General features: G+C 64.1%; 19 protein-coding genes. 13 read left to right on the top strand and 6 right to left on the bottom strand.

All coding sequences use genetic code 11. The features are described from left to right. Positions 1–84: 84 nt before the first annotated feature. The gene (locus ACN0X9_RS05420; RefSeq protein ID WP_417486598.1) at positions 85–1083 is read right to left on the bottom strand and encodes an AAA family ATPase; all 999 of its coding nucleotides are present in this window, start codon (positions 1081–1083) and stop codon (positions 85–87) included. An 82-nt stretch (positions 1084–1165) separates the two neighbouring features. Here ACN0X9_RS05420 and ACN0X9_RS05415 point away from each other — a divergent pair, with 82 nt between their 5' ends. Genes ACN0X9_RS05415 through ACN0X9_RS05400 form a run of 4 tightly spaced genes read left to right on the top strand, consistent with a single transcriptional unit; the run spans position 1166 to position 3922 of the window. After that, on the top strand, positions 1166–1735 hold the full coding sequence (locus tag ACN0X9_RS05415) for a DUF1285 domain-containing protein (RefSeq protein ID WP_417486597.1): 570 nt from the start codon (positions 1166–1168) through the stop codon (positions 1733–1735). After that, on the top strand, positions 1728–2360 hold the full coding sequence (locus tag ACN0X9_RS05410) for an NUDIX hydrolase (RefSeq protein ID WP_417486596.1): 633 nt from the start codon (positions 1728–1730) through the stop codon (positions 2358–2360). Before ACN0X9_RS05415 ends, ACN0X9_RS05410 begins: the two co-directional genes overlap by 8 nt. A gap of 3 nt (positions 2361–2363) precedes the next feature. Further along, positions 2364–2684 (top strand): DUF6111 family protein, encoded by a 321-nt coding sequence (locus ACN0X9_RS05405; protein ID WP_417486595.1) that lies wholly within the window; start codon positions 2364–2366, stop codon positions 2682–2684. Next, positions 2681–3922, top strand: coding sequence for a CCA tRNA nucleotidyltransferase (locus tag ACN0X9_RS05400; protein WP_417486594.1), 1242 nt, complete (start codon positions 2681–2683; stop codon positions 3920–3922). The genes ACN0X9_RS05405 and ACN0X9_RS05400 overlap by 4 nt, the downstream gene beginning before the upstream one ends. Positions 3923–3989: 67 nt before the next feature. Here the strand turns inward: ACN0X9_RS05400 and ACN0X9_RS05395 are convergent, their stop codons facing one another. The 5 genes from ACN0X9_RS05395 to ACN0X9_RS05375 all read right to left on the bottom strand — a co-directional run bounded on the left by ACN0X9_RS05395 (position 3990) and on the right by ACN0X9_RS05375 (position 7801). Continuing rightward, positions 3990–4700 (bottom strand): CPBP family intramembrane glutamic endopeptidase, encoded by a 711-nt coding sequence (locus ACN0X9_RS05395; RefSeq protein ID WP_417486593.1) that lies wholly within the window; start codon positions 4698–4700, stop codon positions 3990–3992. A 33-nt stretch (positions 4701–4733) separates the two neighbouring features. Beyond that, complete coding sequence (locus ACN0X9_RS05390) at positions 4734–5546, bottom strand: AraC family transcriptional regulator (protein ID WP_417486592.1); 813 nt, start codon at positions 5544–5546, stop codon at positions 4734–4736. A gap of 87 nt (positions 5547–5633) precedes the next feature. Next, positions 5634–6086, bottom strand: a complete 453-nt coding sequence (locus ACN0X9_RS05385; protein ID WP_417486591.1) for a hypothetical protein — start codon at positions 6084–6086, stop codon at positions 5634–5636. Positions 6087–6249: 163 nt separating this feature from the next. Further along, positions 6250–7143, bottom strand: coding sequence for an oxygen-dependent coproporphyrinogen oxidase (hemF, locus tag ACN0X9_RS05380; RefSeq protein ID WP_417486590.1), 894 nt, complete (start codon positions 7141–7143; stop codon positions 6250–6252). A 211-nt stretch (positions 7144–7354) separates the two neighbouring features. Next, positions 7355–7801 (bottom strand): tRNA (cytidine(34)-2'-O)-methyltransferase, encoded by a 447-nt coding sequence (locus tag ACN0X9_RS05375; protein ID WP_417486589.1) that lies wholly within the window; start codon positions 7799–7801, stop codon positions 7355–7357. Between the two features lie 188 nt (positions 7802–7989). Here ACN0X9_RS05375 and petA point away from each other — a divergent pair, with 188 nt between their 5' ends. From petA to ACN0X9_RS05330, 9 genes are all read left to right on the top strand, one after another. Next, positions 7990–8613: a ubiquinol-cytochrome c reductase iron-sulfur subunit gene (petA, locus tag ACN0X9_RS05370; RefSeq protein WP_417486588.1), complete on the top strand. Its 624-nt coding sequence runs from the start codon at positions 7990–7992 to the stop codon at positions 8611–8613. Further along, complete coding sequence (locus ACN0X9_RS05365) at positions 8610–9896, top strand: cytochrome b (RefSeq protein ID WP_417486587.1); 1287 nt, start codon at positions 8610–8612, stop codon at positions 9894–9896. The genes petA and ACN0X9_RS05365 overlap by 4 nt, the downstream gene beginning before the upstream one ends. 14 nt (positions 9897–9910) lie before the next feature. Beyond that, positions 9911–10720: a cytochrome c1 gene (locus ACN0X9_RS05360; protein ID WP_417486586.1), complete on the top strand. Its 810-nt coding sequence runs from the start codon at positions 9911–9913 to the stop codon at positions 10718–10720. Between the two features lie 72 nt (positions 10721–10792). Further along, positions 10793–11665 (top strand): S-methyl-5'-thioadenosine phosphorylase, encoded by an 873-nt coding sequence (locus ACN0X9_RS05355; RefSeq protein WP_417486585.1) that lies wholly within the window; start codon positions 10793–10795, stop codon positions 11663–11665. Positions 11666–11734: 69 nt separating this feature from the next. After that, the gene (locus ACN0X9_RS05350; protein WP_417486584.1) at positions 11735–12502 is read left to right on the top strand and encodes a hypothetical protein; all 768 of its coding nucleotides are present in this window, start codon (positions 11735–11737) and stop codon (positions 12500–12502) included. Between the two features lie 62 nt (positions 12503–12564). Continuing rightward, positions 12565–12963 (top strand): lysozyme inhibitor LprI family protein, encoded by a 399-nt coding sequence (locus ACN0X9_RS05345; protein WP_417486583.1) that lies wholly within the window; start codon positions 12565–12567, stop codon positions 12961–12963. A 4-nt stretch (positions 12964–12967) separates the two neighbouring features. After that, a complete protein-coding gene (locus ACN0X9_RS05340; protein ID WP_417486582.1) occupies positions 12968–13606 on the top strand; it encodes a glutathione S-transferase in 639 nt (212 codons plus the stop codon). A 21-nt stretch (positions 13607–13627) separates the two neighbouring features. Further along, the gene (locus ACN0X9_RS05335) at positions 13628–14155 is read left to right on the top strand and encodes an adenine phosphoribosyltransferase (RefSeq protein WP_417486581.1); all 528 of its coding nucleotides are present in this window, start codon (positions 13628–13630) and stop codon (positions 14153–14155) included. Between the two features lie 30 nt (positions 14156–14185). Beyond that, entirely contained in the window at positions 14186–14842 is a 657-nt protein-coding gene (locus tag ACN0X9_RS05330) for a hypothetical protein (protein ID WP_417486580.1), read from the top strand. Positions 14843–14885 lie beyond the last annotated feature (43 nt).

Genomic DNA, 14885 nt, shown 5'->3' with positions numbered 1-14885 from the left:
GGCTGGCTGCTGCATCCTCGCCTTCATGGCGCAACGAGACGACGCGCGCCTCGCCCTGACGATTGCCGCCGTTCTGGCTCATGATCAGGCGGCCCGGTCCGCGAGCGACTTGATCAGGCCTTCCAGCGTGTGTCCGTCAGCACGGGCTGCGAAGGACAGCGCCATACGGTGTTTCAGAACCGGCTCGGCCAGGGCCGCGACGTCTTCGGTCGAGGGGGCCAGGCGGCCCTGCAGCAGGGCGCGGGCGCGGCAGGCCAGCATCAGCGCCTGACCGGCACGCGGGCCCGGACCCCAGGACACGCCTTCGCGCACAGCGTCGACGTCGGACTCTTCCGGGCGCGCCAGGCGCAACAGGTCGAGGATGGATTCCAGCACCCGCTCGCCAACCGGCAGGCGGCGCACGAGCGATTGCAGTTTCAGGATTTCCTCGGCGTCGAGGACGCTGACCGACTCGGCGCTGCTGGCACCGGTGGTCGCAAGCAGGACGGCGCGTTCGGCATCGCGTGACGGGTAGGGCACGTCGACACGCAGCAGGAAGCGGTCGAGCTGGGCTTCGGGCAGCGGATAGGTGCCTTCCTGCTCGATCGGGTTCTGGGTCGCCAGCACATGGAAGGGCTTTGGCAGGTCATGACGCTCACCGGCAATGGTGACATGACCTTCCTGCATGGCCTGCAACAGGGCAGCCTGGGTGCGCGGGCTGGCGCGGTTGATCTCGTCGGCCATCAGAAGGCGACAGAAGATCGGGCCTGGCATGAAACGGAAATGCCGCTTGCCGTCATCGCTCTCTTCGAGAATCTCCGAGCCGAGAATGTCGGCCGGCATCAGGTCGGGCGTGAACTGGATGCGCTTGGTGTCGATCCCGGTGGCCACGGCGATGGTTTCGACCAGGCGGGTCTTGGCGAGGCCGGGTGCGCCGACGAGCAGGGTGTGACCGCCCGACAGCATGGCGGTGAGGCAGAGCTCGACCTCGTTTTCCAGCCCGTAGATCACGCGGCCAATCGACTCCTTGACCGCCTTGAGGCGATCCGTCGCGGCGTCAGCTTCAGCGATCAGCTCTGCTGCGGGTTCATTCATCTCGGTCATCGTCCTACATTCCTCCGCGATACAGATGATCTATAAAGCTGTTTGGCGCGACGCAGCATGGCGTTGCGCAGATAAGGTGTCCATGCCCGCAACGTCCCAAACCCGTGATCCGATGCAGTCGCTGCTGAAGGCCGCCCGCGAAGCCGGCAGCGGCCTGCCGCCGGTCGAGCGCTGGCATCCCGAATATTGCGGCGAGATGGACCTCGTCATCAAGCGCGACGGGTCATGGTGGCATGAAGGTGTTCGCATCACGCGCGAACGTCTTATACGGCTGTTTGCCACAATCTTGCGGAAAGATGACGACGGCGTTCATTATCTCGTGACGCCGGTCGAGAAGATCGGCATCGAGGTCGAGGTCGCGCCCTTCCTGGCGGTGCGAGTCGATGCCGTTGGCGAGGGCCGGGACCAGTCACTGATATTTCGCACCAATATGGACGAACTGACCGAGGCGGGTGCCGATCATCCGATCTCGGTGACGGTCGATCCTGACAGCGGCGAGCCGACACCGCTGGTGCATGTGCGCGGCCGGCTGCAGGCCCTGATGACCCGGCCCGTCTTCTACGAGCTGGCGGAACTGGCGGTCGAGCATGAGGGCATCACCGGTGTGTGGAGTGGCGGTCAGTTCTTCTCGCTGGGACAGCCAGATGGATGAGGCCGCGGCGCTGGTCGCACGCTTGCGTGAATGCCTCGACCCGGTCGATGGGCCTGACCTGCGACCGCGGCAGGGGGATGGTTTTCTCGACGGCAAGGCGCCGCCGCCGCCGCCCGAATTCGCTGATGTTGAGATCCGCACCGCGGCGGTCATCGCGCCGTTGATCCTGCATGATGGTCCGCCGCGTCTTCTGCTGACAGAGCGGGCCTCGCACCTGCCGCGCCATGCCGGCCAGATCAGTTTTCCCGGCGGGCGTATCGATCCGGGCGGCGAAACGGCGGCCGAGGCTGCGGTGCGCGAGCTCGAGGAAGAGGTCGGCATTGCCGGTGAGCATGTCGAGCTGGTCGGCCGGTTTGACAGCTATGCCACGGTGACCGGCTATCACGTCACGCCTTTCGTCGGTGTCATCCGGCCCGGCTACACCCTGAAACCTGACCCGGGTGAGGTCGCGGACGTGTTCGAAACGCCGTTTGACTTCCTGATGGACCCGGCCAATCACCAGCGTCATTCGCGCGAATGGCAGGGCCATGTGCGGCACTATTATGCGATGCCGTGGAACGAGCGCTATATCTGGGGGGCAACGGCAGGCATGCTGAAATCCCTGCACGATCGGCTATATGGTTGAATCATGATCCGCGTCACGCTTTTTGAAATCGGCTCCTTCCTGCTGCCCTTTGCGCTGTTCCTGCTCTGGCGGCGCCTGTCGAGCCGTGCGCCGGAAGCCGGGCAGATGCCGGTCCTGCGCCTGGCGGCGGTCGGAGCGGCAAGTGCCATAGTCATGATGCTGGTTCTGGTGGCGCTTGACGCCAGTCGGGCCGGTCATGCGGGCGAGCGATATGTGCCGCCTCAAAATGTCGATGGCCGGATCATCCCCGGCCATTTTGTCCCGGTGGAGGAGGACGGCGAAGACGAGCCGTCCACAGGCAGCGACCCCGACGAACCACAATGACGGCACAGCGACTTGATCCGGCCCGGCATGGCTGGATGACGGCTCCGGCCACGACCCGGGTCATGGCTGCGCTGGACGCTGCCGGGCAGGGCCGTTCGCGCTTTGTCGGCGGCTGTGTGCGCAATGCGCTGCTGGGTGAGCCGGTCGCCGATATCGACATCGCCACCCAGCTCGATCCCGACCAGGTCATCGCCGCTGCCAGGGCGGCAGGGCTGAAGCCGGTTCCGACCGGCAAGGCGCATGGCACGATCACGGTGGTCTGCGACGGTCAGCCCTTCGAGGTGACCAGCCTGCGCCGCGATGTCGCCACCGATGGTCGCCGTGCCGTGGTGACCTTCACACAGGACTGGGCCGAGGACGCCCAGCGTCGCGATTTCCGCCTCAATGCGCTTTATGCCGATACTGACGGCTCGGTTTTTGACCCGACCGGCGGATTGAAAGATGTGGAAAACCGGCGCTTCGTCTTCGTCGGAGACCCCGAAATGCGCATCCGCGAGGACTATCTGCGGATTTTGCGCCTGTTCCGCTTCGAGGCCTGGTACGGGCGGGGTGCGCCAGACGAAGCGGCGATGGCTGCCGTCATCAAGCACAGGGAAGGTTTGCATAAATTATCCGCCGAGCGGGTCTGGGCAGAGCTGAAAAAGCTGCTGTCAGCACAAGATCCGCTGGCCGCCGTTACACGTATGGGCGAGTCAGGTCTGCTGGATTTGCTCCTCGGAGTGAACGGATCATTAAGAGTCCTGAGCGGTATCATTGCGCAAGATGTAGAATACGGATTAGCGCCCGATTCGATGTTGCGATTTGCGGCGCTCGCCGATGGCGGACCGGAAAGGATCAGGACCATGGCAGCGAAGATGAAAATGTCGAAAGCAGAAGCGGGCCGGCTCGAAGGCGCGGTCAATCCCGTCGCCCGCGACGATGTCCGCAAGGCTTGGTCGGACTCGGCCGCCGCCGAACGTGCCATCATGGCGCTGGGCGCGCGCGCCTTTGAAGACCAGGTCCGGCTTAAGGCCGCTGGCGAAGTGGCCCCGCCGCCGCGCGACTGGACCCTGCTCGCCAAATTCGCCCGTGAATGGAAAGAACCGGAATTCCCGGTCAAGGGTGGCGATCTCATCCTTCTGGGCTATGAGCCCGGCCCGATGCTTGGCGACGCGCTCGATGAACTCAAGGCGCTGTGGATCGCTGACCGGTTCGAGCCGACCAAGGACGAGCTAATCGCCAGGCTGAAAAAGCACTAGGCCGTCAGCTCCAGTCTTCACAGATAAAAACCCCGGCCTCACCGCCGGGGTTTTTTCTTGAGCCCGCTCAAATATCGAGGTCGAGATACATGGCCGTGAAGGCGAGGCTGTCGACCAAGCCATGGGCGATGATGTTCGGCCAGAGATTGCGCTTGTTGACAAGATAGAGCGCGCCCAGCGCCAGCCCGATCAGGCCGGTGACGATCAGGCCGCGAATGCCCTGGTAATAGGCATGGGCAATGCCGAAGATCAGGGCCGGGATGAGGACGGCGACAAAGCTTGCCCAGCGGGCATTGGGCAGGAGCTTGCTGATGCGGTCGATCAGATAACCGCGAAAGAAAATCTCCTCGCCAAAGGCTGCACTGGTCCAGCCGATTGCCATCCACATCAGATAGACGGGCAGATTACCGACGATATTGCCCCACCGATCTTCGACGCCCTCCTGGGTGCCTTCGGTTGACCAGAAGCCCAGCGCGTCGCCGGCGAGGGCGGTGCCGGCGCCGATGGCGAGAATGGCGACAACGCCGAGCAGGGCCTGCGGCAGGACAAGCGGGATCGACCACCAGCGTTTCAGGCGGCGCAGGCCGAAGCTGGCCCAGCTTTCCTTGTGGCGGATCGTGAAGCCGGCGATCGTCACCAGGGCGAAGGCCAGCGAGATCGGGCCGGCGAAGCGCCAGGCGATCTGGTCGAAGATGAGTTTGGTGCTGACCAGAACGGCCATCACGACGGCGAGTTCGATGATCAGGCTGGTGGCGCGCCGGGGCGGTGTCGTGGTCATTCAGCTATCCTCAAGAGTGAACCGCACAAGCGGTCAGTGAAGGACAGGATGCCGGGGGGCCGGTGTGGGGTCTTGTATGATCGTGCGGGCGAACTGGCCGGGCGTGATGCCATAGGCGGCCTTGAAATGACGGCTCATATGGGCCTGGTCGACGAAGCCGGCATCCTGCGCCGCGTCAGCCAGCCGGTCGCCCCCGGCGATGGCCTGGCGAACCTGATCGAGGCGGCGTTGGGTCAGGTATCGCGCCGGGCTGGTGCCGCGCAGGGTCCGGAAGTCGCGGCTCAACTGCCAGCGATCCAGCCCGGTCAAACCTTCCAGCTCGTCCAGTGACACGCCGCGGGCGCTGTGGGTGCGGATATGGTCGCAGGCGGCCTCGACCACTGCGCGGGAGACGGGGCTTGTGGCGACCGGTGCATCACTGAGGCGATCCAGTGCCAGCGCCAGATCGATGAGGGCGCTCTCATGCTCGACGGCATCGGCCTGCGGTGAGAGGTCCAGCATGGCCCGGACAGCGTTGATCAGGGCCCGGTCGCGACTGACCCCGCCGGGCAGGAAGGGCAGTCCGCCGCCGGGCCGGTATTGCGAGAGCGCTTCCGGCAGGATGCTCAGACCGGCATAGCCGAAACCACCTTCAGCGCCCGGACGGCCGTCATGCAACTCATCGGGATGGAGGACGACGACGGCGCCGGGCTGCGAGCGCCGCGTCGAGCCGCGATAGTCGAAATCCTGCACCCCGTATGTGGTGAGCGCGAAGACATAGCTGTCATGACGATGGGGCGCGAAGGCTGTCGCGACGATATTGGCGTGAAAACGCTGGTAGGGCAGGGAATTCGGGGTCTCTGGCACGACGGGTTCGCCTCTTGGGTTCACCCGTTTGATGCGGCCCGATCCGCTATTGGATGCGGGCGGGCTGTTATTGACCTTGGCGCCCGGTCAGACTGCAAGGCCGGACGTGGCCTGATAGGCTTGGTTGGCCCGTTGCGATGTCCCGGCCGCGTCCGCGGTGCCTCCCAGCGCGTCGCGGATGCGTTGCTGGATTTCCATCTCGATGCGCTCGCGCTCTTCCTCGGGCAGAGTGGCCAGGGAGTCCTCGCTCAAGCCTTCCTGCTCGAGATATTGCGCCCGGATACGTTCTGCCGGCGTCATATTGGCCCAGCGCAGGAACTCGGCCACGGCGCCGGATTCCTCGGTCGACAAGGCCTTGGAAGCGGGTTCCGCTGGCGATGGTCCCGTCCGTGCGGCGCTTTGGGCCTCGGTCTCGGCGGCCCGATACTGGCTCGCAGCCGTCGTGGAAGTCCGGACCTCTTCGGGCGGGGCAGTTTCGGGGCGGGAGGAAGCGGTGAGAAACGGGTTCACAGCCGTCGGGCCGATACCGGAAACACTCATTGTCTGACGCCTTGTTACAAACTCACAGCGAGGAGATTGCAACCCGGATGCCAGCTCAACACGCTGAGATCGCCTGCTATTTCGTGATGTGCAGGGCCGGAGGCAAGGCGTGACTTGCCGGGGGCTCAACCTTGCCGGGCAGAAAATTCCCGGCCTGACCGGCTCACGGCCATTTCGCCTCAGGTGGCATGGACGACAGGATCGACTTCACATTGCCGCCCGTCTCCAGACCGAACTTCGTACCCCGGTCATGCAACAGGTTGAACTCGGCATAGCGGCCGCGGCGGATCAGCTGTTCCTCGCGGTCCTCCGGCGTCCAGCTCTCGCCCATGCGGCGGCGGACGATTTTCGGATAGATGTCGAGGAAGGCGAGGCCGACATCGCGGGTGAAGGAAAAGTCGGCATCCCAGTCACCGGTATTGTGACGGTCGTAGAAGATTCCACCAATGCCGCGCGGCTCGTCGCGGTGGGGCAGGTAGAAATATTCGTCGCACCATTTCTTGAAGCGGGCATGGAAGTCATCGCCGTGCTCGTCGCAGGCCTGTTTGCAGGCGGCGTGAAAGTCGATGGCGTCGGGATTTTTCTGGTTGCGGTCGCGGTCGAGCACGGGAGTGAGGTCCATGCCGCCACCAAACCACCACTGGGTCGTGGTGATGAAGCGGGTATTCATGTGCACGGCAGGCACATGGGGCGACCACATATGGGCGATCAGCGAGATCCCGGTGGCGAAAAAGCGCGGATCCTCGGCGGCACCGGGGATCTGCTGGCGGAAGGCTTCGGAGAACTCGCCCTTTACCGCCGAGACATGCACGCCGACCTTCTCGAACAGGCGGCCACGCATGATCGCCATCGTCCCGCCGCCCTCGTCGGACGACCCGTCGCCGCGTGTCCAGGCCTCGCGCTCGAAGGTGCCGGCTTCGCCCGGATAGAGCGCTTCGGGGGCTTCGCGTTCCAGGCGTTCAAATTCGGCGCAGATCCGGTCGCGCAGGTCTTCAAACCAGCATGTCGCGGATTCGCGCTGAATGTCGGTGGCGGCTGAGGCAGGGGTGTGTGTCATGGCGCGATGTTTAGCGGAGTGAGTGGGGAGGGCAAGACGGGAGGCCTGCACACGGTGCCCCATCCGATGGCGCCCCACCGTTGTCATCCCTGATGGACGCCCCGCGGAGGCGGGGCGCAAGTCAGGGACCTATGTGATTGCAACCTGTTAGGTCCCCGCCATCCGTCCGGCCTTTGCCGGACATACTGCGGGGATGACAAATTGAGACCGATCACCCCAACTGCCGCGACGCCTCGGCCAGGGCGATTCCCGCCGAGACCGTCACGTTGAGCGAGCGCATGCCGTCGCGAATCGGAATCTTGACGCGACATGTCGCCGCGTCGTGGACATCGTCGGGAACACCGGCGCTTTCGCGGCCGAAGAGCAGGCGATCATCGGGTCTGAATGAAAAATCCCACAGCTTTCCTGCACCCTTGGTGGTGAACAGGACGAGGCGTCCGGCAGAGGCTTCTGCACTTGCCTGGTAGGCCTTCCACGAGGCGTGGCGGAGCGGTGAAATGGCCGCCTGATAGTCCATTGCCGCACGCCGGATTCCCTTGTCTGTCAGGGGAAAGGCGCAGGGTTCGATGATGTCGAGTTCCGCCCCGAAACAGGCAGCGACCCGCATCGCTGCCCCCAGGTTTTGCGGAATATCCGGTTGAAAAAATACGATCCGCATTCTAAGCCGCGCTGAGACTGGACCCAACTGTCTGCATGCGGCATTGCGCCACCTACTGGTCAGTGCGTCCGGGAGTAGTTTATACCGCGTCAAACCCCGCGCATGCGGGTACGTCAAGTGAGACGTGGTTTTTCTGGGGCAGGGCCCGCATCCCGCGGTCCCGATTAGATAAGAGAAGAGGTCGGCTCGTGACGGAAGAGAACGGCGCGCCCGGTGCAGACGGACAAGAACCGTCCCGCCGCGACTTCATCTATATCGCTGCTGGCGGTGTGGCCGCTGTTGGCGGCGGTCTCGTGGCCTGGCCATTCATCGACCAGATGAACCCCGCAGCGGATACGCTGGCGCTGGGGTCCATCCGCGTTGATGTGTCTGTGGTCCCGGTGGGATCGGAAATCACCGTCATGTGGCGCGGTGGTCCGGTCTTCATCCGTCACCGCACGGAAGAAGAGATTGCCGCGGCCCGCGCGGTCGAGCTTGATGCTCTGCCGGACGAAGATGCCCGCAATGACAATCTTCCCGCCGGTGTGCCGGGTACCGACGCCAACCGCGTCCTGCGTCCCGAATTCCTGATCGTGAAGGGCAATTGCACCCATCTGGGCTGTGTGCCGCTGGGTCTGGCTGCCAATACTGGCGACTATGACGGCTGGTACTGCCCCTGCCACGGTTCGCACTACGACACCTCGGCGCGTATCCGCCGCGGCCCGGCACCGGAGAATCTCCCGGTTCCGGACTACTACTTCGAGACTGAAACGACCGTGAAAATCGGTCTTTCGCCTGACGAAGCGAATAACTCCGGGTGGGCTGTATCATGAGCGGACCTTCGACCTACAAGCCGGGTACGGCCATCGAGAAATGGCTCGATGACCGCCTCCCGATCATCCGCCTCGGCTATGACAGCTTCGTCGACTTCCCGACGCCGCGGAATTTGAACTACTGGTGGACGTTCGGCGGTATCCTCGCCATCTTCCTGATGATCCAGATCGTCTCCGGCATCGTGCTGGCCATGCACTATGTGGCGCACGAGGACTTTGCCTTCGAGAGCGTCCAGCGGATCACCCGCGACGTGCCGTTCGGCTGGCTGATCCAGTCGATGCACGCCAATGGCGCCAGCTTCTTCTTCATCGCCGTCTACCTGCACATGTTCCGGGGCCTGTATTACGGTTCCTACAAGGCGCCGCGCGAGATCCTGTGGATCCTCGGTGTCGTGATCTACCTGCTGATGATGGCCACCGGCTTCATGGGCTATGTGCTGCCCTGGGGTCAGATGTCCTATTGGGGCGCGATGGTGATCACCAACCTGATCGGCGCACTGCCCTTCGTTGGTGAAGCGATCCGTGAGTGGTTGTGGGGCGGCTTCTCGGTCGGCCAGGCAACGCTCAACCGCTTCTTCTCCCTGCACTACCTGCTGCCTTTCGTGATCGCCGCCGTTGTCGGTCTTCACATCTGGGCGCTGCATGTGCCGGGCAATGGCAATCCGGTTGGTCTCGAGGCTCGCAAGGGCAAGGACAACAAGAAGGACACGCTGCCCTTCCACCCGTACTACACGGTGAAGGACGGCTTCGCGATCGTCGTCTATCTGATGATCTTCGCCACCTTCGTCTTCTACCTGCCGAACGTGCTGGGCCATGCCGACAACTACATCCCGGCCGACCCGCTGGTGACGCCGGCGCATATCGTTCCGGAATGGTATTACCTGCCTTTCTACGCGATCCTGCGGGCTGTCACTTTCGACATCGGTCCGATCGACGCCAAGCTGGGCGGCGTGCTGGCCATGTTCGGCGCCATCGGCATCCTGTTCGTCCTGCCCTGGCTGGACACCTCCAAGGTGCGCTCGATGCGCTACCGTCCGCTGACGCGCTGGTTCTTCATCTTCTTCGTCATCGTGGCCCTGCTGCTGGGCTGGTGCGGTGTGAAGAACCCGGACGATTTCGTGCTTGGTATCGAAGGGTTCAAATTCGTCTACCTGGCGCAATTCCTGACCGCGTATTACTTCGCCTATTTCATCGTCATCCTGCCGTTGATGGGCATCATCGAAAAACCCAAGGAGCGTCCGGCCTCGATCGAAGCCGCGGTTCTTGGAACGGACAAGGCCTGAGGGGAGCGACGATCATGAAGATGACCCGCATTTTCGCCGCCGCCATCGCGGCCCTGGGCTTCGCCGGCTCCGCTGCCGCCTTCGAGGGCGACCAGCACGCGCCGCACGAGCACCACTGGCATCATGACGGCCCGTTCGGCACCTATGACACCAGCGCCGTTCAGCGTGGCTACCAGATCTACCAGGAAGTCTGCGCCTCCTGTCACTCGATGGACCTGATGCGTTTTCGCAATCTGGCCCAGCAGGGCGGACCGTTCGCCTCGGACATGTTCCCGAACCCGAACGACAACCCGATCGTGATGCAGATCGCGGCCAGCTATACGCGTGTCTGGGACCAGGACGAGGTCAATGATGATGGCGATCCGGTCGAACGCGCCGGCCTGCCATCGGATGCCTTCCCGGCACCGTTTGCCAACCAGCAGATGGCCCGGGCCTCCAATGGCGGCGCCTATCCGCCGGACCTGTCGCTGATCGTCAAGGCCCGCACCGGTGGCGAGAACTACATCTACTCGCTGCTGACCGGCTATGAAGACGCGCCGGAAGACAGCCATCTGGCGGCCGGCCAGTACTACAACCCGTACTTCGCCGGTGGCGCCATTGCCATGGCACCGCCTCTGGCCGAGGGCATTATCGAATATGCCGACGGCACCGAAGCGACGGTCGAGCAGATGGCCGAGGATGTGACCACCTTCCTCAGCTGGGCCGGTGATCCGCACATGGAAGCGCGCAAGCAGATGGGCGCCATGGTGCTCATCTTCCTGCTGATCTTCGCCATCCTGGTCTACCTGGCCTACCGCCAGGTCTGGGCCGATGTGAAGCACTAGGCTTTTCAGCCAGATATGTGATTGAAGAGGGCCGCGGACCATGTTCGTGGCCCTTTTTCCTGGGAGTTCCACATGACCAGCTGGACACTCGGCATCATCGGCGGCTCAGGCCTCTACGCGCTGGATGGCCTCACGGATGTCCGCACCGGGACCGTTGAAACACCCTGGGGGGCGCCGTCGGCGTCATTGACCCGCGGGCGGCTGAACGGGATCGAGCTGGTCTTCTTGCCGCGTCACGGCGCCGGTCATGCCATCCCGCCATCGGACATTCCCTTCCGCGCCAATATCGCGGCGCTCAAACGGGCCGGCTGCACCGATATCCTCTCCATCTCGGCCTGCGGCTCGCTGCGGGAAGACCTGCCGCCGGGACATTTCGTGATGGTCGACCAGTATGTCGATCGCACGGTCGGGCGGGAGCGCTCCTTTTTCGGCACGGGTTGTGTGGCCCATGTGCCGCTGGCTCAGCCTGTCTGTTCGCGGCTCGCTGCCCTGGCCGCCGATGCCGCTGAGGCCGAGGGCCTGCCGGTGAGGCGTGGCGGCACCTATCTGGCGATGGAGGGGCCGCAATTCTCCACCCGCGCCGAGAGCGAGCTTTATCGGCAATGGGGCATGGATGTGATCGGCATGACCAACATGCCCGAGGCCCGGCTCGCCCGTGAGGCCGAGCTACCCTATGCCTCGGTCGCCATGGTCACCGATTATGACTGTTGGCGCGACGAGGGCGAAAGTGTGGATGTGGCCAGCGTCCTGGCGGTCATGCAGTCGAACACCAAGGGCGCCAGACGCCTGCTCGACCGGTTGACCGCACGCCTCTCTGACCAATCCAGGACCGCTTCGCCCGATGGTATAGAGACCTGTCTCGACACAGCCATCATCACCCCGCCCGGCGCGCGGGACCCGGCGATGGTCGAGCGACTGCGCAGCATCGCCGCGCGGGTGCTCTGAGCCTTGCGGTCGGCGGACATCACCCGGTTTTGACTGGACGCCGGAAGGGGCGGGTGGTGTGATGATGTCATGATCGCTTCTGTCCCCCGCCTGATCGCCATTGTTCTGACCGCCTTGCCGGCGGTGTTGCTGTCCGGCCCGACCGGCGCGGCTGACCGGATGAGCTTCATGCCGCTCGATACGGACAGTTTCGACGACAGTCGCAATGGTGTTGTCCGGCTGATGTGTGTCGATGGCGGCAATGGTCACTCCTATCTCAGCCGGGCCGTCCTCCTCGATGTGACAGGCCCGGACGCGTCGCATGACGTTCTGCTGGCCGCCCGGCATGGTGTGGTCGGGTCGACCGGGCAGCGCGATTGCCAGGTCTATGGCCAGGATGCGGAAACCGGCCAGATCATCGACATGGTGATCGCGCCGCAGGACCCGCTGGAAGGCAATGAATTCAGTGAGGACTGGGCCATCTTGCGGACCGCCGGTCGCCTGCCAGCCGACATCGCCCGCCTGCAGGCTGCGGGGGCCGGCTCGAGCGATGAGGGGCGGCTGACCATGGTCAACCGGGTCACCGACAATCGCGCCTGCCATGTCGAAGACATTGCCGACTGGGACGATGCCCGCCTGATCGTGCATGACTGTCCGGCCCGTCCCGGCCTGTCCGGGTCTCCGATGGTGACCCTGATCAAGGGCGTGCCGCATGTCGTCGGCCTGCATGTCGGCCAATACATCATCCTGCAGGATGATGGCCGGCGACTGGGTGTGGCGCGGCGCCTGTCGGATGATTTTCTTGCCACGCTGGTCGCCTATATCGAGTCGCCCAAGACCCCTGGCGCAGTACCCTGAAGCCTGCCCCCTTTCCCCGCCCGCAGGCCTCGTCCATAAAAGGCCGGTAACGGGGAGTGGACATGTTTTTGATTGCCGGACTATTCGTCGCCGCGCTCGGCGCCCAACCGCTTGAGCTGCCAACCCCACGCCCCGCCGTCGAGTGCGCCGAACACCTGACCGATTGGGGGGCGCGCCGCAATTGCCTGCGCCGCTTGCTCGATACCGCCGAGGATGCGCTCGACGATGCCGCCGATGCCGCCCGCGAGGAGGCCGATGAGGTCGATGCCGATTCGGCCGGTCGCTTCGGTGCCCGCGCTGCCTTTGACACGGCCCAGTCGGCCTGGCTCACCTATCGCGATGCCGAGTGCACGCGCCGGGCTGCGACCATGTTCCTGTCGGCCGACTCGCGTGAGGAAATTACCCTCGACTGCCAGATCAGCCTGACCCGGTCGCGGGCGCACGAGCTGGCGGAGCTCTAGCTTCATGACGCCGATCCTCCATATCGGCAATCGCCGCTTCTCGAGTTGGTCGCTGCGTGCCTGGCTGGTGCTGACAAAGGCCGGGATCGCTTTCGACGACAGGCTGGTCCCGCTGAACAACACCGACACCCGCAAAGCCCTGTCGGCGATCTCGCCCGGCGGGACGGTCCCGGCGCTTCACATCGAAAATGCCGTGATCTGGGATTCGCTGTCGATCAGTGAATGGGCGGCCGAGCATGTGCCCGGCCTGTGGCCGTCACATGAGGGCAAGCGGGCCCGTGCACGGTCTGCCGTGTCGATGATGCATGCCGGCTTCCTGGCCATCCGCGAAAACTGCCCGATGGATCTGGGTCGCGCACCGTCGCCGATCGAGCTGCGTGACGAGACCCGAACCGAGATCGCCGCCATGCAGGCGCTGTGGCATGACGTCAAAAGCGTCGACGGACCGTGGCTGTTCGGGGAGTGGTCGATTGCTGACGCCTTCTTCACGCCGGTTGCTGCCCGCTTCCAGGCCTATGACATTGCCCTGCATGCCGGGGCGCAGGCCTATTGCGACACGCTGCTGGCCGATGAAGACTATCTGCTGTGGCACCATGCCGCCCAGGCCGAGACATTCCCGAATCCGTACGAAAACACCCTCTGACCCGATATCGAGGCGAGACCGATGGACCTGAAATCCGCCATTCGCACCATTCCGGACTATCCCGAGCCGGGTATCCAGTTCCGGGATGTGACAACCCTGATCGGCGATGCCCGTGCCTTCCGCGTGGCCATTGACCGCATGGTCCAGCCCTGGGCCGGGGCCAAGATCGACAAGGTCGCCGGGACCGAGGCGCGCGGCTTCATCCTGGGCGGCGCAGTCGCCCACCAGCTCTCGGTCGGCTTCGTCCCGGTCCGCAAGCGTGGCAAGCTGCCATTCCGGACCCTGCGTGAGGATTATGAGCTGGAATACGGGCAGGACACGATCGAGATCCATGTCGACGCCATCGCCGAAGGCGACCGGGTGTTGCTGGTCGACGATCTGATCGCCACTGGCGGCACCGCTGAAGCCTCGATCAAACTCCTCCAGCGCGCCGGCGCCACCGTCGTCGGCGCCACCTTCATCATCGACCTGCCCGAACTGGGCGGCGCCAAGCGCATCGAAGCGCTGGGCGTTCCGGTGTCGAGCCTCGTGGCGTATGAGGGGGCTTAAGGCGTCGGTCCAGCGTGAAAGGTACCAACCATGTTCATAGGCCATTACGGACCGGCTCTTGCCGGCAAAAGCATCGCCAGGGCGGTGCCGCTCTGGGCCTTTTTTCTGGCGGTTCAGTTTGTCGATGTGCTCTGGGGCATCTTTGTTGCCAACGGGATTGAGCATGTCCGCATTGTGCCGGATTTCACCGACGCCAATCCGCTCGACCTCTATGACATGCCGATCACCCACTCCCTGCCCGGCGCGCTGGGCTGGTCGGTGCTGGCAGGCCTGGTCTGGGCGCTGGTATCACCGAAACAGAAACGGATCGGTGGCATCGCCATCGCGCTGGCGGTGTTCTCGCACTGGATCCTGGATCTGATCGTCCATGTCCCAGACCTCGAGCTTTGGCCCGGCGGCCTGCGGGTCGGGTTCGGCTTGTGGAACAACTATCCCGTCGCCCTCGCGGTCGAGTTCGGGGTGCTGCTGGCCGGTTTCGCGCTCTATCTGCGGGTGACCGAAGCGAAGGGGCTGATCGGCCGGATCTGGCCCTGGGTCTTCATGGCCCTGCTGGCGCTGGCGGAATACGCCAACCACACAACACCGGTTCCCGATGATTTCACGACCGCCGGATATATGGGCACCATCACCTTCCTGATCATTGCCGCGCTGGCAGCGATCTGTGACCTGACGCGGCGGACGCGCTGACCAATTGCGAACATGACAGGCCCCGGAGATGAAAAAGGCCCGG

The organism is Maricaulis sp. (assembly GCF_048268525.1).
GTDB lineage: Bacteria > Pseudomonadota > Alphaproteobacteria > Caulobacterales > Maricaulaceae > Maricaulis.
The sequence above is the reverse complement of the archived record's forward strand: the minus strand, read 5'-3'. Positions and strand labels throughout refer to the sequence as shown.